This is a genomic window from Variovorax sp. GW821-FHT09D04 (assembly GCF_059416405.1).
This window is the reverse complement of record NZ_JBWKPA010000001.1, coordinates 842,268-862,370: the sequence shown is the minus strand read 5'-3', so window position 1 is coordinate 862,370 and position 20,103 is coordinate 842,268. Positions and strand designations below refer to the sequence as shown.

Annotated in this window: 18 protein-coding genes; 9 read left to right on the top strand and 9 right to left on the bottom strand. The window is 69.3% G+C overall.

Features of this window, described 5'->3' with window-relative positions; translation table 11 throughout:
• Positions 1-13: 13 nt before the first annotated feature.
• Genes AC07O4_RS03935 through AC07O4_RS03915 form a run of 5 tightly spaced genes read right to left on the bottom strand, consistent with a single transcriptional unit; the run spans position 14 to position 6,103 of the window.
• Entirely contained in the window at positions 14-925 is a 912-nt protein-coding gene (locus tag AC07O4_RS03935; RefSeq protein WP_062473081.1) for a DUF6999 family protein, read from the bottom strand.
• Positions 909-2,828: an iron-containing redox enzyme family protein gene (locus AC07O4_RS03930; RefSeq protein ID WP_495303804.1), complete on the bottom strand. Its 1,920-nt coding sequence runs from the start codon at positions 2,826-2,828 to the stop codon at positions 909-911. Before AC07O4_RS03930 ends, AC07O4_RS03935 begins: the two co-directional genes overlap by 17 nt.
• 4 nt (positions 2,829-2,832) lie before the next feature.
• A complete protein-coding gene (locus tag AC07O4_RS03925; RefSeq protein ID WP_495303803.1) occupies positions 2,833-3,774 on the bottom strand; it encodes a fatty acid desaturase family protein in 942 nt (313 codons plus the stop codon).
• Entirely contained in the window at positions 3,755-4,528 is a 774-nt protein-coding gene (locus tag AC07O4_RS03920; RefSeq protein WP_095950217.1) for a sterol desaturase family protein, read from the bottom strand. Before AC07O4_RS03920 ends, AC07O4_RS03925 begins: the two co-directional genes overlap by 20 nt.
• Before the next feature lie 9 nt (positions 4,529-4,537).
• Positions 4,538-6,103, bottom strand: a complete 1,566-nt coding sequence (locus AC07O4_RS03915; RefSeq protein WP_062473093.1) for a phospholipase D family protein — start codon at positions 6,101-6,103, stop codon at positions 4,538-4,540.
• Between the two features lie 131 nt (positions 6,104-6,234).
• Between AC07O4_RS03915 and AC07O4_RS03910 the strand changes: the two genes are divergently transcribed.
• Together AC07O4_RS03910 and AC07O4_RS03905 are read left to right on the top strand one after the other, a co-directional pair.
• On the top strand, positions 6,235-6,792 hold the full coding sequence (locus AC07O4_RS03910; protein ID WP_307588537.1) for a peroxiredoxin: 558 nt from the start codon (positions 6,235-6,237) through the stop codon (positions 6,790-6,792).
• A gap of 55 nt (positions 6,793-6,847) precedes the next feature.
• On the top strand, positions 6,848-8,281 hold the full coding sequence (locus AC07O4_RS03905; protein ID WP_062473096.1) for an aldehyde dehydrogenase family protein: 1,434 nt from the start codon (positions 6,848-6,850) through the stop codon (positions 8,279-8,281).
• Positions 8,282-8,306: 25 nt separating this feature from the next.
• On the opposite strand, the gene AC07O4_RS03900 is transcribed toward AC07O4_RS03905, so the two are convergent.
• On the bottom strand, positions 8,307-9,233 hold the full coding sequence (locus tag AC07O4_RS03900; protein WP_495303802.1) for a ZIP family metal transporter: 927 nt from the start codon (positions 9,231-9,233) through the stop codon (positions 8,307-8,309).
• A 19-nt stretch (positions 9,234-9,252) separates the two neighbouring features.
• Positions 9,253-9,891 (bottom strand): superoxide dismutase, encoded by a 639-nt coding sequence (locus AC07O4_RS03895; RefSeq protein ID WP_492727219.1) that lies wholly within the window; start codon positions 9,889-9,891, stop codon positions 9,253-9,255.
• 251 nt (positions 9,892-10,142) lie between these two features.
• Between AC07O4_RS03895 and AC07O4_RS03890 the strand changes: the two genes are divergently transcribed.
• From AC07O4_RS03890 to moeA, 4 genes are read left to right on the top strand one after another with little or no spacing between them, the layout of a single operon-like run.
• Positions 10,143-11,432, top strand: coding sequence for a serine hydrolase domain-containing protein (locus AC07O4_RS03890; protein ID WP_495303801.1), 1,290 nt, complete (start codon positions 10,143-10,145; stop codon positions 11,430-11,432).
• A 49-nt stretch (positions 11,433-11,481) separates the two neighbouring features.
• A complete protein-coding gene (moaA, locus tag AC07O4_RS03885; protein WP_495303800.1) occupies positions 11,482-12,621 on the top strand; it encodes a GTP 3',8-cyclase MoaA in 1,140 nt (379 codons plus the stop codon).
• 11 nt (positions 12,622-12,632) lie between these two features.
• Positions 12,633-13,277 (top strand): molybdenum cofactor guanylyltransferase MobA, encoded by a 645-nt coding sequence (mobA, locus tag AC07O4_RS03880; protein WP_495303799.1) that lies wholly within the window; start codon positions 12,633-12,635, stop codon positions 13,275-13,277.
• Positions 13,274-14,590 carry a molybdopterin molybdotransferase MoeA gene (moeA, locus tag AC07O4_RS03875; RefSeq protein ID WP_369629081.1) on the top strand — a complete coding sequence of 439 codons (1,317 nt, stop codon included), beginning with the start codon at positions 13,274-13,276 and terminating at the stop codon, positions 14,588-14,590. The genes mobA and moeA overlap by 4 nt, the downstream gene beginning before the upstream one ends.
• Positions 14,591-14,612: 22 nt before the next feature.
• Here the strand turns inward: moeA and rnhA are convergent, their stop codons facing one another.
• Together rnhA and AC07O4_RS03865 are read right to left on the bottom strand one after the other, a co-directional pair.
• Positions 14,613-15,062, bottom strand: a complete 450-nt coding sequence (gene rnhA, locus AC07O4_RS03870; protein ID WP_095745544.1) for a ribonuclease HI — start codon at positions 15,060-15,062, stop codon at positions 14,613-14,615.
• A gap of 66 nt (positions 15,063-15,128) precedes the next feature.
• Positions 15,129-15,890: a class I SAM-dependent methyltransferase gene (locus AC07O4_RS03865; protein WP_223301333.1), complete on the bottom strand. Its 762-nt coding sequence runs from the start codon at positions 15,888-15,890 to the stop codon at positions 15,129-15,131.
• On the opposite strand from AC07O4_RS03865, the gene gloB reads away from it, so the two are divergent.
• From gloB to AC07O4_RS03850, 3 genes are all read left to right on the top strand, one after another.
• Positions 15,889-16,668, top strand: a complete 780-nt coding sequence (gene gloB, locus AC07O4_RS03860) for a hydroxyacylglutathione hydrolase (protein ID WP_495303798.1) — start codon at positions 15,889-15,891, stop codon at positions 16,666-16,668. The genes AC07O4_RS03865 and gloB overlap by 2 nt on opposite strands.
• Positions 16,665-18,269: a transglycosylase SLT domain-containing protein gene (locus AC07O4_RS03855; protein WP_495303797.1), complete on the top strand. Its 1,605-nt coding sequence runs from the start codon at positions 16,665-16,667 to the stop codon at positions 18,267-18,269. Before gloB ends, AC07O4_RS03855 begins: the two co-directional genes overlap by 4 nt.
• Positions 18,270-18,333: 64 nt before the next feature.
• On the top strand, positions 18,334-20,094 hold the full coding sequence (locus AC07O4_RS03850; RefSeq protein ID WP_062473110.1) for a monovalent cation:proton antiporter-2 (CPA2) family protein: 1,761 nt from the start codon (positions 18,334-18,336) through the stop codon (positions 20,092-20,094).
• Positions 20,095-20,103: the final 9 nt, after the last annotated feature.

The following is a 20,103-nucleotide window of genomic DNA, read 5'->3' as shown; positions in this document are numbered from 1 at the left end:
GGACAGCATACCCCTATGCAAGGGGCGGGTCGCGCGGAAGTGTCTCTGCCGACATGGCTTCCTGCGCCGCGCGCATGCGCTGGAGCAGGCTGTGAAGCATTTCGGTCGACAGGCCGTGGATCACCAGCCGGTGCCCGGCCCGCAAAGTCGACAGCGGCACCAACGGATGCTTGTTGTTGACCAGGATCAGGTGCTCCGGCGCGTTCAGGATCGTCGCCGCGTAGATGCCGATGGTTTCGTCCAGTTGCAAGGAGTTGGCGGCGCGCCAGAAATCGTTGTCGGTCAGCATCAGCTGGTACAGCGGCGTGAACAGCTCGATGGCGCTTTGCAGGTCGAGAAAATTGAGCTTGCCCTGGGGCATGTCTTCCAGCCGCAATGCCGGCGGCTGGATCATCGAGAAATCGACCTGCTCGGCCTTGCACAGCGCCAGCCCCTTGTCGCGCAACGCCGTGTTCAGCCGGATCACGAAGTTGAACAAGTTCAGGTCGTGCTTCAGGAACATCTCGTCCTTCAGCGCGTCGATGTCGGCCGGCTCCAGCGGCGACGTGCCCACGGGCGCGGGCGAGTTGCGCCCGATGAAGGCCAGCACCTGCGAGCCCAGGTGAAAGTGCCGCAGGATCAGCCAGTTCGCCTCGGGCGACACGAAGCGCTTGAGCCCCCACGCCAGGAAGCGGTGCAGCAGCACCGAATGCGACCAGTTGCGGGGCACGAACACCTTCACGATCTGGATCAGGATGATCGTCAGCCGTGCGATCGGCCGCAGGAACGGCAGCAGGTACTGGCGCGAGGCCGAGCTCGAATCGGCCAGCCACGCGGCCTTCACGTCGTCGGGCAGCGGCGTGCTCTGGTCGAGGTACAGCGCCAGCCAGGGGCTGGGGTCGCGCTCGTCGTGCGCCTGCTTCAGGAATTCAGGGGTTCGATCCATGGGGCATTCGTTCGGTGATGTGCTGGAACTGCATCAGGTACAGCGCCGCCGTATGGCGCGCGGTGTCGGCAATCTGGCGGGCGGCGCGGGCCTGCCCTTCCACGGCCATCACCATCTCGACCGCGGCGAGCCAGCGATTCAGGTGGTGCTCGTCGTTGTGGCCGTGGTACTCGAGGAAACGGAACGCGTCGGGCGGCAGCTTCAGGCTGGCCTTGAGCAGCGGCAGCAGCGCCGGCACGATGCGCTGACCCGTGCCTTCGATGATGTAGATCGCGCCCAGGAGGCCGATCGGGTCGCGCGTGGCGGCCAGGCCGTGCAGGTAGGCGTTGAGCGCCTCGCCGCCGGGGTTGCGGCGCAGTTCGTCGACCGATTCGACCGTGCCGCCGGCCTTGCGGTAGTCGCTGAAGAGGATGTTGAAGTCGTTCTGCTCCTCACCCGCGTGCACGTCGATCAGCGACGACAGCATGCGGTACGGCTCGCTCAGCGAGGCAGCGCCTTCGCGCATCCACAGGCTGCCTTCGCGCACCTGCGGCACCCACTGTTCCATCCAGTTCAGGTAGTCGGGCACGGCGAAACGGCGCTCGCGGATCTGGCGGATCAGCGGCGTGCGCCACACGCGCGAGCGGTAGTCGTGCCAGATGGCGGCCAGCTCGGTCAGCAAGGCGCCCAGGCCCTCGGGCGCGGCGGCCGGGTCGTGCGGGGGCGCGATGACGAGGTCGTCGTCGGGCGCCACCGCCGCCGCGCGGGGCGCGATCACGACAGGCGCCGCATCGACGGCCTCGACCTCGAGCAGCATGTACGCCGCCATGAAGCGCCCCGACTCCGGCACGTAGCAGAAGATCTGCTCGCCCGGCTTCAGTGTCTTGGTGTGCAGGAACTCGGCCAGCATCACGAGGATCGACGCCGCGCCGGTGTTGCCGCGCCACGCCAGGTTGCTCCACCAGCGCTCGCGCGGAATCGCCAGGTCGGCCTTGGCCATCAGGTCTTCGACCACCGGGATGAATTTTTCGGACGAGTAGTGGCACAGGAAATGGTCGACCCGCTTCGGATCGACCCAGCCGTCGCGCACCAGCCCCGCGTACTCGTGGATGCCGATGTCGAACAGGTGCGGCAAGAGCCGGATGTCCTGGCGCAGCGACAGCGCGCCGGCCGCCTCGGCCTCGGCCCACGAGCCGAAATCGAGGTGTCCGCGCGCGCGGTCTTCGGTCAGGCCCAGCTGCATGCACACCGGATAGTCGCCCGAGAAGGCGCGCTGGTGCACCCACTTCAGCTTCAGGCGCAGCCCCGGCTTGCCGGCCAGCGCGGGCGTGCCGTCGGACAGCAGCAGCGCGCCTGCGCCATCGGACAGCATCCAGCGCAGGAAGTGCGAGTCGAAGTCGGTCTCGTAGCCGCGCGCGGCAAAGCGCGAACGCTTGAACAGGCGCGACGGCATTTCGCTCGCCACCGCCAGAGCCGAACGGTGCGCGCCCAGCTCGATGCCCTGCGCCGCCGTCTGGATCGCCGACACGCCGGCCGCGCAGATGCCGTGCACCGAATGCGTTTCCATCGGCTGCGCCGCCAGCTCGCCCTGGATCATGTTGGCGAAGCCGGGCATCAGCGTGTCGCCGCCCGAGGAGCCGCTGGCCAGCAGCGACACGCGCGACAGCTCGGCCCCGCCACGCTGCAGGCAGTCGCGGATCGCGCCCGCCGCCAGCTGCGCGTTGGTGTGGCGCGTCACGCCTTCTTCGTCGATCGCGTAGTGCCGCGTGAGGATGCCGTTCTCGGCCAGGATGCGGCGCTTGATGCGCTCCGACATGCGGTTGAGCGGCGCGATGTACGCGTCCATGCGGTCGTTGGGAACAGGCTCGCCGGGCATGAAGTAGCCGGCGCTTTCGAGGTACACGCGTTGGAATGAAACGGGCATGGGTTCAGGAGATGGGTGAATCGGGAGGCATCAGCGAGCGGCTGCGAAAACGCGGCCACACGGTCCCCAGCACGAAGACGCGCACCATGTACGGCACCAGCCCGCCCTCGTTGAGCGCGGGTGCCACCTGCGCGCGGTAGCGCGTGTGATGCAGGTGCGTGAGCTCGGACCAATGGGCATGCGGGTTCTCGTGGTGTGCGGTGTGCAGGCCGATGTTGAACAGCAAGGGGTTCACCAGCCCCTCGAAATTGCGCGCGTAGTTCAGCTGGCTACCGCGGGTATCGCCGGGAGCCCCCTTGCGCGGCGTCTTGCGGCCGTCGGCATGCGCGTGCTGCAGGTAGTTGGTGGCCAGCAGCCAGTGCAGGCCGTGCAGCTGCGGCACGATCACGAAGAGCAACGCCTTGCGCCAGTCGATCGCCAGCAGCACGGTCCAGCTGACCAGCCACAGCGCGTACTGCGCCATGCAGTAGCGCCAGGCACCGCGGTGATGCTGGTGCAGCCGCGCGAGCCAGCCGAAAAACAGCGGCATCAGCACCCACACGGCCTGGAACGGATGCAGCAGGTAGCCCCACAGGTGGTTGGTGTCGCCGCCGAAGCGGTAGGTGCGCGCCACGTCCTTCGGTCCATGACGATGGCGATGGTGGTTGGCCACATGCGCGGGCCAGAAGACGAAGGTCGGGTGGCCTTGCAGCAGCGTGATCCAGAAGTCGGTGAACCGGTTCATGCGCCGACCGCACCACATGCGCAGGTGCACGTGGTTGTGGTGGATCACGCCGATGCCGAGCGTGAGGAACAGCATCAGCGCATACAGCACCACCTGGAAGCCGTGCACCCACTGCCACGCCGCCAGCGCGGGCAAGGCGACGAGGTACGCGAGGCTTTGCCAGTCGCGCCAGTGGCGCAGCCGCGGCAGCCGATGGCGCGCGTCAGGCCGTCGTGGCGCCATGCTTCTTTCGAAACGCCTGGAACAGCGGCTCGGCCGCGTCGGCCGCGATGCGCGTGCGGAACAACCGATCCATGAAGGTGAACTGGAAGCCGTAGTTGCCGTTGTGCACGGCATGGTGCAGGTGGTGCCGGCGGCTCGCGGCGAACCAGTGGCTGTACGACACGCCGGGCACGAAGTCGTAGTTCGAATGCCCGACGCAGTTGAAGAACAGGCTGAACACCGGTACCGACGCCAGCGACCAGAAGCTGAAATCGTGCAACACCATCGGCAGCAGGATCACGTTGCCGAGCATCAGCGCCTCGATCGGGTGAAAGCTGTAGGTGGCCCACGGCGTGGTCACGAACGAGCGATGGTGCGGCCCATGAAAACGCCGCAGCCAGCGCGTGTGCAGCAGCCGGTGGTTGAGCCAGAAATGCACGTCGTTCCACACCGCGAGCACGAGGATCTCGATGCCGATGCGGCGCCAGCCCGCGTCGGGCTCCAGCCGCGCCCAGCCCAGCTGCAGCAGCCCCCACGGAAACACCATGCCCAGCCCGAAGATCAGCACCGAGATGCCCGACTGCGTGAGCTCGCGTCGCAGCTGGCCGGGCTGCAGCGGTCGCGGGTCGAGCGCGCGCCCGATGCCCAGCGCCGGCAGCACCCGCTTCGTGAGCAGCCAGGTGAGCGCGCCGAACCCCAGGTAGATGCCCCCGAAGAACAGCAGGCCCCACAGCATGACCTGCGGGGCCGAAAGAGAAGTGAAGGTCTGCGCCATCCCCCGAGGCTACAACAGCATCTCGGGCACCAGCGGGGAGATCAGGGTGTTGTACAGGCGCTGGAAGAAACCCGACTCGGGTTCCGAAGTGAGGATCACCTCTTTCTCGCCGTCGTTCGTGAGCCATTCGAGCGTGCCGCCCTCCTTCGACAGGCGCAGCCGGTACGAGTTCTGCAGCTTGCTCACATGGATGATGCGCAGCATCTCGCGCGCCAGCTGCGGGTTGTCGACCACCACGCCCATCTCGGTGTTCTGGCTGGCCGAGCGCGGATCGAGGTTCATCGAGCCGATGAAGATGCGCGTCTTGTCGATGGCGGCGGTCTTGGCGTGCAGCCGGCCCAGCGAGTTGCCGAAGCTGCCGAAGCGCATGCTCGCGGTGGTGCGCTGCGGACTCAGCTCGTACAGGTCGGCGCCGCCTTTCAGCAGGCGCTCGCGGTAGCGCGCATAGCCGGTGTGCACCAGCGGCTCGTCGTTGGCGGCCAGCGAATTGGTCAGCAGCGTGAGCTTGACCTTGCGCTTGGCCAGGTCCTCGAAGGCCGCCATGCCGCGCTCGCCCGGCACGAGGTAGGGCGAGGTCAGGTCGACCTCGGTCTTGGCGTCGAGCAGCAGCGCCCAGACCTTCATCGTCACGCTGGTGGCAATGGCATCTTCGGCCGTCAACGTCGTGGGCTTGGAGGGCGGGTCGGCGATGGCGCGGGCCTCGCCCCACAGCAGGCCCATGCGGCCGCCGTCGAGCTCTTCGGCGATGGGGCCGTAACCGAGGATGTCGGAAGGCGGCAGCACGACCTTCGGCGGCGGGCCCGACATGCCGATCTCGGCATCGAAGGTGGCGGCGCCGGCCTCTTTGCGCACGATCTCGGCAATGGGCCAGATCTGGTCGCTGTTCCAGTAGGCGTCGAAGATGCTCTCGAGCTGCGGCACCACCTTGCCGACCACCAGCGCGTCCATGTCGATGAAGTTCTGCGCCTCGCTCAGCACGAAATACTCGTCGGCGATGTTGCGCCCGCCCACCACCGCCATCGCGCCGTCGGCAATGAAGAGCTTGTTGTGCATGCGGTGGTTGAGCCGGTGGATGTCGAAGATCGACACCACGAAGCGCGACAGGAACCCGTCGCGCGCGCAGCAGAACGGGTTGAACAGGCGCACCGACACATTGGGCGTCTCGGACAGCGCCAGCAACAGCTGCTGGCTCTTCACCGTGTACAGGTCGTCCACCAGCACCCGCACCTTCACGCCGCGCGCCGCCGCCTCGCGCAGCGTGCGCAGCAGCAGCCGGCCGGTGGCGTCGTTCTCGAGCTGGTAGTACTGCACCACCAGCGAGCGCTCGGCGCGCTGCGCAAGCTGCAGGCGCGCGTCGAGCGAGTACACGCCCAGCGGCATCAGCCGGAAGCCCGAATGCTCGCCGGGCGGCGTGGAGGCCGCGACGATCTTCGCGAGCGCGGTGCCCGGATCGGCCGCGGCGGCGTGTTCGGCCGGGCGTTCGCGCGCCGGCGGCAGCGAGCCGCACGCGCCGAGCAATGCCAGCAGCACGCCGGCCAGCGCCGTGCGCAGAAGAGATCGGGCCCAGGCGTTCATGGTCGGGTTCCTCTTGTCGTTGTGGATGCCACTGCCCTGATGTACGCCAGTCCTCCCGCGGCGGTTTCAACGGGGCCCATTTGGCGAAGCGTCGTCCTAGAATTCGATTCACTTCGCTTCGGAGTTACATCATGGCCCGATCGCTCCTTTTGCGCACCGCTTTGTGGGCCGCGGCCCTCGCCGCCGGGGTACCCCATGCCCACGCCGCACTCGACATCGGCGACCCGGTGCCCAAGTTCACGGCCACGGCCGCGCTCGGCGGCAAGACCTTCCGCTACTCGCTGGCCGAGGCGCTGGCCAAGGGGCCGGTGGTGCTGTACTTCTTTCCGGCGGCCGACTCCAACGACTGCTCCATCGAGGCCCACGCCTTCGCCGAGGCGGTCGACCAGTTCGCCGCGCTGGGCGCCTCGGTGATCGGCGTGTCGGCCGACGACATCGACACGCTCTCCAAGTTCTCGGTCAAGTCCTGCCAGAGCCGCTTTCCGGTGGCCTCCGACCAGGGCAAGACCGTGATCCAGGGCTTCGACGCGCTGATGCAGACCCGGCCCGACTTCGCCAACCGCCTGTCCTACGTGATCGCGACCGACGGCAAGGTCGCCTACTACTACCAGAACCTCAACCCCGACAAGCACGTCGAGCGCATGCTGAACGCCGTGCGCGCGCTGCCCAAAGCCACCGCGGCGAAGTAAGGCGGGCCGGCCGGGGCGCCACGCGCGGGGCGGGCTTCGCGCAAAATCTCGCCCCATGCAGCTCAACTACATCGCCAACGCGGACGTTCCCTCCGCCTCCGGCCGCACCCTCCCCGTCATCGACCCGTCGGACGGCCAGCCCTTCGACGAGATCCAGCGCAGCAACGCTGCCGACATCGACGCCGCCGTGCGCGCCGCGCGCGACTGCTTCGAGGGCGTGTGGCACAAGGTCAGTGCGGCCGACCGCGGCCGCCTGCTCTTCAAGCTCTCGCAGAAGATCGCCGAGCACGTCGACGAGCTCGCGCTCATCGAGCAGCGCGACTGCGGCAAGCCCGTGAAGCAGGCCCGCGCCGACGCCGTGGCGCTGGTGCGCTACTTCGAGTTCTACGCCGGCGCCTGCGACAAGCTGCACGGCGAGACCATTCCCTACCAGGACGGCTACAGCGTCTTCACCTGGCGCGAGCCGCACGGCGTCACGGGCCACATCATTCCGTGGAACTACCCGATGCAGATCTTCGGGCGCAGCGTGGGCGGCGCCCTGGCGGCGGGCAACGTGTGCGTGGTGAAGCCCGCCGAAGACGCCTGCCTGTCGCTGATCCGCGTGGCGCAACTGGCGGCCGAGGTGGGCTTTCCGGCCGGCGCGCTCAACATCGTGACGGGCTACGGCCACGAGGTCGGCGACGCGCTCGCGCGGCACGAAGGCATCGACCACATCAGCTTCACGGGCAGCCCGAAGATCGGCACGCTGATCCAGCAGGTGGCGGCCGAGCGGCACTGCCCGGTCACGCTCGAACTGGGCGGCAAGAGCCCGCAGATCGTGTTCGCCGACGCCGACCTGGACGCGGTGATTCCCGTGGTGATCAACGCCATCGTGCAGAACGCCGGCCAGACCTGCTCGGCGGGTTCGCGCGTGCTGATCCAGCGCGACATCTACGAGCCCCTGCTCGAGCGCCTGGGCCACGCCTTCGAAGCCCTGCGCGTCGGCCCCGCCGCGATGGACCTCGACGTCGGCCCGCTGATCCGCCAGACGCAGCAACAGCGCGTGTGGGACTTCCTGAGCGACGCGCAGCACGCCGGCATCCCGATGGTGGCGCAGGGCGTGGTGGTCGAGGAAGCGCCCGAGACCGGCTTCTACCAGGCCCCGACCCTGCTGCGCGACGTGCCCGTGGGCCATCGCCTGGCGCAGGAAGAAGTGTTCGGCCCTGTGCTCGCCGCGATGCAGTTCGCCGACGAGGACGAAGCCGTGGCCCTGGCCAACGCCACCCAGTTCGGCCTCGTGGCCGGCGTCTGGACGGCCGACGGCGCGCGCCAATTCCGCATGGCCCGGCGCGTGAAGAGCGGCCAGGTGTTCATCAACAACTACGGCGCGGGCGGCGGCGTGGAACTGCCGTTCGGTGGCGTGAAGTCGTCGGGCTACGGGCGCGAAAAGGGTTTCGAGGCACTGTACGGCTTCACGACCCTGAAGACCATCGCCGTCAAGCACGGCTGAGGCTGACGACGCCGCGCTCCGGGCGTCAGCCCAGCGCGGTGTCCAGCAGCATCATCAGCACGAAGCCGATCATCAGCCCGCTGGTCGCATAGGCCTCGTGCCCCTTGCGGTGCGATTCGGGAATGATCTCGTGGCTGATCACGAACAGCATTGCACCCGCCGCGAAGCCCAGCCCCCAGGGCAGCAGCATCGCCGAATGCCCCACCACCGCAGCGCCGAGCACGGCACCCAGCGGCTCGACCAGCCCTGAGGCCATGCCGATCAGCACCGCGAACAGGCGGCTGTAGCCCGCCGCCAGCAGCGCCACGGCCACCACCAGCCCCTCGGGCACATCCTGGATCGCGATGCCGGTGGCGAGCGCATCGGCGCGCACGCCGTTGTTGGCCGCGTAGCCGACACCGATGGCCAGGCCCTCGGGCACGTTGTGCAGCGCGATCGCGAACACGAAGAGCCAGGTGCGGCGCAGCTGCCGCCCGCTCTGTCCTTCGCGACCCTTGATGAAATGCTCGTGCGGCAGCACGCGGTCCATGGTCATGAGCACCAGGCCGCCCAGCAGGATGGCCGCGCCGATCACGCCGCCGGCCGCCCAGTCGCCGCCGCCGAAGACGCCGATCGACTTGGCGGCATCCAGCCCGGGAATGATCAACGAGAAGGCGCAGGCCGCGAGCATCACGCCGGCGCCGAAGCCGAACAGCGTGTCCTGCAGCCGGTCCGGCAGCTTCTGCGAGAACAGCACCGGCAGCGTGCCCAGCGCGGTCGCCAGCGCCGCCACCGAGCCGCCGCGCAGCGCGTGCCACACCAGCGGGTCGGCGCGCACGAAGGACCAGAACTGCGACGCCAGCGCCAGCACGCCGGCCGCGACGATGGCAAAGCCGATCCATTCGCGCACCGAGCGCGGCGACCTGGGCGGCGGCGCTGCGGCCACCGTGCCCTGCAGCTGCGTGTCGTTCATGGGCGGGCTCCTCTTCGGCTCATCGGCCGCCGGTCGCGGCGGCATGGCGTCGGGCCACCTCGGCCCAGTTCACCACGTTGTAGAAGGCCGCGATGTACTCGGGGCGGCGGTTCTGGTACTTCAGGTAGTAGGCGTGCTCCCACACGTCCAGGCCCAGGATCGGGGTCTTGCCCGAGCCGGTGCCGCGCATCAGCGGGCTGTCCTGGTTGCCGCTGCTTTCCACGGTCAGCTTGCCGTCGGCACCGACGACCAGCCAGGCCCAGCCGCTGCCGAAGCGCGTGAGCGCGGCCTTGGTGAAGGCGTCCTTGAAGGCGTCGAAGCCGCCCAGGTCGGCGTCGATGGCCTGCGCGAGCGCGCCCGAAGGCGCCCCGCCGCCACCCTCGCCCACCGGGGCCATGACGGTCCAGAACAGGCTGTGGTTGGCGTGGCCGCCGCCGTTGTTGCGTACGGGGGCGCGCAGCGCCTCGGGCAGTTCCTCGACACCGGCGATGAGGGCTTCGACCGGCGTGTCCGCATGCGGCGTGTCTTTCAACGCCGCATTCAGGTTGTTCACGTAGGTCTGGTGGTGCTTGCCGTGGTGGATCTCCATCGTCTGCGCGTCGATGTGGGGTTCGAGCGCGTCGAAGGCATAGGGCAAGGCTGGCAGGGTGTACGGCACGGTTCGGAAGCTCCTTGTTGGAAAAGAGCCCTTTGCGTGGTGCTTGTGCTGCGTACTCAGGCGCTCAAATGATAGTAATTCTCATTGTCTGCGTCAAGATATCGGCGCCATAGATGCCGCCAATCGGCCAGCTGGTCGCGTGCCGCCCTATGGCCCATCCACCGATACACTGCCCCGCGACCGGTTCGAACGGACGGCGCCAAGACCGTCCTGCCGGTTCCATCCTTCCACCACCGACGGAGACAACACGCATGACCTTCCTGAAGCGCCGCGCCCTGGTGCGCACGGCCCTGCTCGGCCTGAGCCTCGCCCTGCCGCTGCTCGCCACCGCCCAGTCGCTGCCCACCGCCCGGCCCGAGTCGGTGGGCCTCTCGAGCGAACGCCTGCAGAAGCTCACCGACGTGCTCAAGGCCGATGTGGCCGCCGGCAAGATCCCCGGCGCGGTGCTGCTGGTCGCGCGCCAGGGCAAGGTCGCGTGGTTCGAACCGGTCGGCAAGCTCGACGCCACCGCCGGCACGCCGATGCCGCGCGACGGCATCTTCCGCATCTACTCGATGAGCAAGCCCATCACCACGGTCGCCGCGATGATGCTGGTGGAAGACGGCCGCATGAAGCTGGACGACCCGGTCGCGATGTACCTGCCCGAGTACGCCCGCATGACGGTCGGCATCGAGAAGCCCGGCACCGACGGCAAGCCGGTGCTCGAGACCGTGCCCGCGCGCCGCCCGATCACCGTGCAGGACCTCATGCGCCACACCTCGGGCCTGACCTACGGCTTCTTCGGGCCGGGGCTGGTGAAGCAGGCCTACAACGCCGCCAACCTGGCGGACGGCGATCCGACCAGCGCCGAGTTCTCGCAGCGCCTGGCCAAGCTGCCGCTGGCCTACCAGCCCGGCACGACCTGGGACTACAGCTACTCCACCGACATCCTGGGCCGCGTGGTCGAGGTGGTGTCGGGCCAGTCGCTGTACCAGTTCGAAAAGACGCGCCTGTTCGACCCTCTGGGCATGAAGGACACCACGTACTACGTGCCCGAGCCGGCGCGCCAGCCGCGCATCGCCGAGCCGCTGCCGAGCGATCGCAGCTTCGGCGTGGGCGCCGACCTGAACGACCCGCGCATCGTGCGCAAGTTCGAATCGGGCGGCGGCGGGCTGGTGTCGACCGCATCCGACTACGCGCGCTTCCTGCAGATGCTGCTCAACGGCGGCACGCTCGACGGCACGCGCTACCTCGGCCCGCGCACGCTGGCGCTGATGACGACCGACCATTCGAACGCCGGCGCCGGCATCGTGCCCGGCCCGCTGTACCTGCCGGGCCCGGGCTACGGCTTCGGCCTGGGCTTCGCGGTGCGCCGCAACGACGGCGAGGCGCCCTACCCGTCCGGCGGCGGCGAGTACAACTGGGGCGGCGCGGGCGGCACCTACATGTGGGTCGATCCGAAGAACGAGATGTTCGTCGTGCTGATGCTGCAGTCGCCCAAGTACCGCACCCACTACCGAAGCCTCGCGCGCAACATGGTCTATGCCGCGGTGCTGAAGTAGCCCGCATGGCGCGCGGTCGCGGGCCATGGCGCAAAATCGGCATCGCCCCATGAAGAAAAGCAGCAGCACCGTCATTCCGATCGCTCAGGCCGGCCACGCCGTCGTGGCCGCGCCGGACATCGCCGTGCCCGCCACCGGCCTGCTGGCCGACCGGCTGGGCCGCCCGCTGACCGACCTGCGCATCAGCGTGACCGACCGCTGCAACTTCCGTTGCAGCTACTGCATGCCCAAGGACGTGTTCGACAAGGACTACCAGTACCTGCCGCACAGCGCCCTGCTGAGCTTCGAGGAAATCACGCGCCTGGCGCGCCTGTTCGCCTCGCACGGCGTGCACAAGATCCGCCTGACCGGCGGCGAGCCGCTGCTGCGCAAGCACATCGAGGGGCTCATCGCCCAACTGGCCGAGCTGCGCACGCCCGACGGCGACCCGCTCGAACTCACGCTCACCACCAACGGTTCGCTGCTGAAACGCAAGGCCGCCGCGCTGAAAGCCGCCGGCCTGCAGCGCGTGACCGTGAGCCTGGACAGCCTGGACGACGCCGTGTTCCGCCACATGAACGACGTCGACTTTCCGGTGGCCGACGTGCTGGCCGGCATCGACGCCGCCCTGGCCGCGGGCCTGGGCCCGATCAAGGTCAACATGGTGGTCAAGCGCGGCACCAACGAGCAGGAAATCTTGCCGATGGCGCGCTACTTCCGCGAGCACCACGGCGGCAAGGTCGTGCTGCGCTTCATCGAGTACATGGACGTGGGCGCCACCAACGGCTGGCGCATGGACGAGGTGCTGCCCTCGGCCGAGGTCATCGCCCGCATCGCGGCCGAGTTTCCGCTCGTGCCGCTCGAAGCCACCACGCCCGGCGAGACCGCCCAGCGTTGGGCCTATGCCGACGGCGGCGGCGAGATCGGCGTGATCAGCAGCGTGACCCAGGCCTTCTGCCACGACTGCAGCCGCGCGCGCCTGTCGACCGAGGGCAAGCTGTACCTGTGCCTGTTCGCAAGCCAGGGCCACGACCTGCGTCCGATGCTGCGCGACGGCGCGAGCGACGGCGACATCGCCTCCGCCATCGGCCACATCTGGCAGGGCCGCGCCGACCGCTATTCCGAGCTGCGCGCGCTGCGCGGCCCCGACGACAGCCCCCCCGACGCGGCAGCGCCCCGGCGCGTCGAGATGAGCTACATCGGCGGATGAGGCCGCCAGCCATGGGTACCGCACCGGCCATCGCAGCGGCCGACATCACGGGCCTCGTGCTCGCCGGCGGGCGCGGCACCCGCATGGGCGGAGTCGACAAGGGCCTGCAACTGCTCCAGGGCGAAGTGCTCGCCGCACATGCCGTGCGGCGGCTGCGCCCGCAGGTCGGCGGCGTGCTGGTCAATGCCAACCGGAATTTCGCGGCCTACGAAGCGCTGGGCGTGCCGGTGTTCGCCGACAGCGTGCCCGACCACCCCGGCCCGCTGGCCGGCATGCTGAGCGGACTCGAGCACTGCCCCACGCCCTGGCTGCTCACCGTGCCCTGCGACACGCCGCGCTTTCCGCCCGACCTGGCGGCGCGGCTGGCCGAAGCCCTGGCCGCCGAGGGCGCCCACGCGCGCATCGCCATGGCCGCCGCGCCTGAAACCGAGGCCGACGGCCGCACGGTGCTGCGTCGTCAGCCGGTGTTCTGCCTGCTGCACATCGAACTGCGCGACAGCCTGCGCCGCTTTGTCGAGGAAGGCGGCCGCAAGGTCGGCGCCTGGACCGCGCAGCACAACGCCCTGACCGTTCCCTTCGACCGCCCCGGCGACGCGCCCGACGCCTTCTTCAACGCGAACACGCTGGCCGATCTGCAGACGCTCGAACAGCCATGAGCCGCATCGCCGCCATCGCCGCCGACCTCGCGGACTACGACGCGGGCGACCTCGACGTCGACACCGTCGCCGCCTTTCTCGCGCGCCTCGTCGCGCCGCTGGCCGTGGCCGACACCGAAGAGGTCGCGCTGCGCGACGCGCTCGGCCGCGTGCTGGCCGACGACCTCGTTTCGCCGGTGAGCGTGCCGCCGCACGACAACTCGGCCATGGACGGCTACGCCTTCGACGGCGCGCTGCTGCCGGCCGATGCGCCCATCGACCATTCGCTCACGCTGCGCGTGGCGGGCACGGCGCTGGCCGGCTCGACCTGGCGCGGCGCGCTCGGGCCGAACGACGCGGTGCGCATCATGACCGGCGCGATGATGCCGGCCGGCCTGGACACCGTGATCCCGCAGGAGTTCTGCAAGGTCGACGGCGACCAGGTCTGCTTTCCGGCGCGCGTGCTGGGCCGCGGCGACAACCGCCGCCTCGCCGGCGAAGACCTGATGCAGGGCCAGGCGGCGCTGCGGCGCGGCGAGCGCCTGTCGCCGGCCGCGCTCGGCATGGTCGCCAGCCTCGGCCTGGCGCGCGTGACCGTGCGGCGGCGGCTGCGCGTGGCGTACTTCTCGACCGGCGACGAAATCCTCTGCCTGGGCGACACGCCGCGCGAAGGCGCCGTGTACGACAGCAACCGCTACACCCTGTTCGGCCTGCTCACGCGGCTGGGCTGCGAGGTGGTCGACCTCGGCCTGGTGCACGACGATCCCGCCACGCTCGCGGCCGCGCTGCAGCGCGCGGCGCGCGAGGCCGACGCCATCGTCACCAGCGGCGGCGTGAGCGCGGGCGCGGCCGACCACACACGCGACGTGATGCAGCAACTGGGCGACATGGCCTTCTGGCGGGTCGCGATGCGGCCCGGGCGGCCGCTGGCGGTGGGGCTGATTCCGCGTCCGCGCGAGGCCACGGCCACGTCGGCCGTGCTGTTCGGCCTGCCGGGCAATCCGGTGGCGGCGATGGTCGCCTTCCTGGCCTTCGTGCGCCCGGCGCTGCTGCGGCTGATGGGCTGCCACGACGAAGCCTGCGCCCCGCCGCCGCTGCTGCGCGCGCGCAGCGCGGGGCCCATCCGCAAGAAGCCGGGGCGCACCGAGTACCAGCGCGGCGTCGTGCGCCAGGTGCCGGGGTCATTGCCCGAGGTGCGGGTGGCGGCGCACCAGGGGTCGGGCGTGCTGAGTTCGATGCTCGAGGCCAACGGGCTCGTGGTGCTGCCTCACGAGCAGGGCCATGTCGACGCCGGGCAAGAGGTCGACGTGATGGTCTTCGAAGGGCTGATCTAGCCCCTGGCCCTGCCGCTGAGGGTCAGATCCGGCCCAAGGCCTTGTCCACGCCCTTGTTGGCCAGCATGTCGGCCCGCTCGTTGCCCGGATCGCCCGAGTGCCCCTTGACCCAGCGCCACTCGATCTGGTGGCCGCCCTCGGACACCAGCTTGTCGAGCTTCTGCCAGAGCTCGACGTTCTTCACGGGCTGCTTGGTCGAGGTAAGCCAGCCCTTGGCTTTCCAGCCGCGAATCCACTCGGTGATGCCCATGCGCACGTACTGGCTGTCCAGGTACAGCAGCACCTTGCAGGGCCGCTTGAGCGCGGCCAGGCCCTCGATCACCGCCGTGAGTTCCATGCGGTTGTTGGTGGTGTTGAGTTCACCGCCGAACAGTTCCTTCTCGGTGGGGCCCGACTTGAGCCACGCGCCCCAGCCGCCCGGTCCCGGGTTGCCCTTGCACGCGCCATCGGTGTAGATCACGACTTCGTTCAAACTGACTGTTCCTTTTTTCTCTAGCGTCATGCGGGCGATGCCGCCCGCGTCCATGGATTCGTTCGTTCACTGCTTGCTGCGGTGCACCTTGCCCGCGATGGGCACCGGCGCCGTCGCCCGCGCGCCGCTGCGGCGCCAGTCGGCGCTCAGCAGGCGCATGCCGCGCACGCGCTTCACCGCCACCAGGAAGTAGGCGGCGCCGAAGATCGGCCACCAGCGCTCGCCGGCGGCGTCCATCCAGCGCGAGCGCTCCAGCCAGGCGTCGCTGCGCACCGCCGGCCGGTAGATGCCGAAACGGCCCGACTCCACCTCGAAGCTCAGCAGGCGCAGCCAGTCGCGCATGCGCCAGTAGCCGATGAACTCGCCGGCCTCGGGCAGGAAGGTCTCGCCCAGGCCCAGCCGGCGGTACAGGTGCCCGCGGCGCTGCCGCAGGCCCCACAGGCTGGTCGGGTTCAGGCCGCAGATCACCACCCGGCCCTCGGGCACCAGCACCCGCTCGACCTCGCGCAGCGTGGCGTGCGGATCGGGACTGAGTTCCAAAGCGTGCGGCAGCACCACCAGATCGAGGCTGTTGGCCGCGAACGGCAAGGCGGCGAAATCGGTCACCAGCGTCGCCTTGCCAGCCCGCACCGGGTCGGTCAGGGCCAGCCAGCGGTGCGGCATGCGGTTGGCGCGCAGCCCATCGACCTCGGCGGCCCCGAGCTGCAAGGCGTGGTAACCGAAAACATCGGCCACCGCCTCGTCGAACTGGGCCTGCTCCCAGGCCAGGAGGTAGCGGCCGGGGGGGGTCGCGAACCAATCCTGCAAACCTATAATTTGACCGCTCATGACCCTTGTTCCGCTGCCCGCTTTTGCTGACAACTACATCTGGATGCTGCACGACGGGCACCACGCCATCGTGGTGGACCCGGGCGATGCCCAACCGGTGTTCGATGCGTTGGCGCACCACAAGCTGCAGCTGGCCGCGATTCTAGTCACGCACCACCACCCCGATCACACGGGCGGCGTGGCCGCGCTGCATGCGGCCACAGGCGCGAAGGTGTGGGGCCCGGCGCGCGAGCGCATCCCCGAGCCCTTCACGCCACTGGTGCAGGGCGACATCGCGCAGGCCCTGGGCCTGCGCTTCGAGGTCATCGACGTGCCGGGCCACACGGCCGGGCACATCGCGTACTTCCTGCCGGCCTCGGCCGCGCAGGCCCCCGTGCTGTTCTGCGGCGACACCCTTTTCTCCGGCGGCTGCGGCCGCCTGTTCGAAGGCACGCCCGCGCAGATGCTCGCCTCGCTCGACGCCCTGGCGGCGCTGCCCGACGACACGCGCGTGTGCTGTGCGCACGAATACACACTTGCTAACCTGAAGTTCGCCCGCGCCGTGGAACCCGGCAACGACGAACTCACTCACTACAACGCGCATTGCGAAAGCCTGCGCGCACAGGGGCAGCCCACGCTGCCCTCACAACTGGCGATCGAACGCCGGATCAACCCCTTTCTTCGCAGCCGCGAAGCCACCGTCTTTCGAGCAGTGCGGGCCCATGCCGAGCTTTCCGCGGATGCCGCCGAAGCCGAGGTGTTCGCCGCCCTGCGCCAATGGAAAAACGACTTCCGATGAAATTTATCGTTGCCACCTGCCTTGCAGGCTCCCTGGTACTCGCGGGCTGCGCGGGCACGGACAACAGCGCTTCTTCCTCCACCTCCGCCAAGGCTGGCGCCTCCGCCGGCGGCACGGGCGCCCGCCCCTCGGGCAGCGCCACGCCCATCTATCCGCGCGACAGCAACCTCAGCCCGCTGACCAGCGGCCAGGCGCGTTCGCAGAGCGTGGTCACGCTGGCACCGCCGGCCGACATGTGGGACCGCATCCGCCGCGGCTTCAAGATGCCCAACCTCGAGAGCGACCTGGTGCGCGACCGCGAGCAGTGGTACGCCAGCCGGCCCGACTACATCCAGCGCATGACCGAGCGCTCGAACAAGTACATCTTCCACATCGTCGAGGAGCTCGAGCGCCGCAACATGCCGACCGAGCTGGCGCTGCTGCCGTACATCGAGAGCGCCTTCAACCCGCAGGCCGTCTCCAGCGCGCGCGCCGCCGGCATGTGGCAGTTCATGCCCGCCACCGGCACCGACTTCGACCTCAAGCAGAACATCTTCCGCGACGACCGCCGCGACGTGGTGGCCTCCACCCGCGCCGCGCTCGACTACCTGCAAAAGCTCTACGGCATGTTCGGCGACTGGCAGCTCGCGCTGGCCGCCTACAACTGGGGCGAAGGCAGCGTGGGACGCGCCATCGCCAAGAACCAGCGCCTGGGCCTGCCCACCACCTACAGCGACCTGTCCATGCCGGCCGAGACCCGGCTGTACGTGCCCAAGCTGCAGGCCGTGAAGAACATCGTGGCCAATCCGCAGGCCTTCAACGCCGAGCTGCCGCTGATCGCCAACCACCCCTACTTCCAGACCGTGCCGCTCACGCGCGACCTCGACGTGGAACTGGCGGCCAAGCTGGCCGACGTGCGCATCGAGGACTTCCGCGCGCTCAACCCCGCCGCCCACAAGCCCGTGCTGATCGCGGCCGGCACCTCCGAGATCCTGCTGCCCTGGGACAACGCGGCGGTCTTCAAGCGCAACTTCGACGCCTACACGCAGGGCCAGTACGCCAGCTGGACCGCCTGGGTCGTGCCCACCACCATGACGGTGGCCGACGCCGCCCAGCGCTCAGGCATGAGCGAGTCGGACCTGCGCGCACTCAACAACGTGCCGCCGCGCATGCTCATCAAGGCCGGCTCCACGCTGATCGTGCCGCGCGGCGCGCGCGTGAAGGAAGACGTGGCGGCGGTCGTGGCCGACGGCGGCCACCTGAGCTTCCAGCCCGAGATCATCACGCGCCGCACCACCGTCAAGGCCGGCCGCTCGGACAACGTGGCGAGCATCGCGCGCCGCTACAACCTCAAGCCCGCGGCCGTGGCCGACTGGAACGACGTCAATACGAACCACGCCTTCAAGCGCGGCTACAGCGTGGTCGTGTACCTGCCGGTGCGCGCCACGCCCGCGGCGCGTGTCGGCTCGGGCGCGGCACCCGCGCGCGGCCGGGGCGCGGCGGTGGTCACGTCCAAGCGCGGCGGCGCACCGGTGAAGGCCGCCGCACGCGGCAGCAGCAGCGCCAAGCAGGCGGTGGTGCGCCAGCCGCGCGGCGGCACGCCGTCCAAGCGCAAGCGCTGACCCCTGCCCTGCCGGCGGGTGGTGCCGGGCCCGGACGAAAAAAGCGACATCAGGAGGACAGGCCATGGCAGTCGAAGGAAGCGCGGGCGATCTCATCAAGGTCGTCACGCTGTTGGGGGCCGCCGTCGTGGCCGTGCCGCTGTTCAAGCGGCTCGGGCTGGGCTCCGTGCTCGGCTACCTGGCGGCGGGCCTGGCCATCGGGCCCTTCGGCTTCGGGCTCTTCACCGACCCGCAGACCATCCTTCACACGGCCGAACTCGGCGTCGTGATGTTCCTCTTCGTGATCGGGCTCGAGATGCGCCCGTCGCACCTGTGGAGCATGCGGCGGGACATCTTCGGACTGGGCAGCCTGCAGGTGGTGGTGTGCGGCATCCTGCTGACCGGCGTGGGCATGGCCTTCGGCTTCCCGCTCGCCGTCTCGTTCGTGTGCGCGATGGGCTTCGTGCTCACCTCCACGGCCATCGTGATGCAGCTGCTTGGCGAGCGCGGCGACATCGCCGCGCCGCGCGGCCAGAAGATCGTCGCCGTGCTGCTCTTCGAAGACCTGCTGATCGTGCCGCTGCTGGCCATCGTCGCCTTCATCGCACCGGTCGATGCGGCGCAGCAGGCCATTGCACCTTCGCGCTGGATCGGCATCGGCATTGCCGTGGGTGCGCTCGCGGCGCTGGTGGCGGCGGGCATCTGGCTGCTCAATCCGCTGTTCCGCGTGCTCGCCAACTCCAAGGCGCGCGAGGTGATGACGGCCGCGGCACTGCTCGTGGTGCTGGGCGCGGCGCTGCTGATGCAGGTCGGAGGCCTGTCGATGGCCATGGGCGCCTTCCTGGCCGGCGTGCTGCTGTCCGAATCGACCTTCCGCCACCAACTCGAAGCCGATATCGAACCCTTCCGCGGGCTGCTGCTGGGCCTGTTCTTCATCGGCGTGGGCATGTCGCTCGACCTCGCGGTGGTGGCGCAGAACTGGCAGCTCATCGTCGCGGGCGTGATCTCGATGATGGTGGTCAAGGCGCTGTGCATCTACGGCGTGGCGCGGCTCGCCAAGAGTTCGCCCGCCGATGCGCTCGACCGCGCCGTGCTGATGGCGCAGGGCGGCGAGTTCGCCTTCGTGCTGTTCTCGTCGGCGCTCGCCGCCAAGGTCATCAGCCCGACGGTCAACGCCAACATGACGGCGGTGGTCGTGCTGTCGATGGCGCTCACGCCGTTGGTGGTGCTGGTGCATCGCCGCTTCGCGCCCACCGCGCAGGCCTCGATGGAGGGCGTGGAGAAAGCCGAGGAACTGGCCGGCAACGTGCTCGTGATCGGCTTCGGCCGCTTCGGGCAGATCGCGATCCAGGGCGCGCTGGCGCGCGGTGCGTCCATCTCGATCATCGACAACGACACGCAGGTGATCCGCGACGCCGCCGACTTCGGCTTCAAGGTGTACTACGGCGACGGCGCACGCGCCGACGTGCTGCACGCGGCGGGCGCGCACAACGCCCGCGCGATCATGGTGTGCATCGACAACCGCGCCGTGGCCACGCGCATCGCCGAACACGTGAAGGCCGAGTTCCCGCATGCGCACCTGATGGTGCGCGCCTTCGACCGCGAGCATGCGGTGGAGCTCGTGAAGCTCGACGTCGACTACCAGATCCGCGAGACCTTCGAATCGGCGATGGCCTTCGGCCGGCAAGGCGTGGTCGCGCTGGGCGCCACGCCTGAGGAAGCCGACGAAGTGATCGACGACCTGCGCCGCCGCGACAAGGAACGGCTGGTGCTCGAGATGTCCGGCGGCCTCTTCGCGGGACGCGCGCTGGTGCAGGTCAACACCGAGACGCGCCAGACCCACTGAAGGTATTGG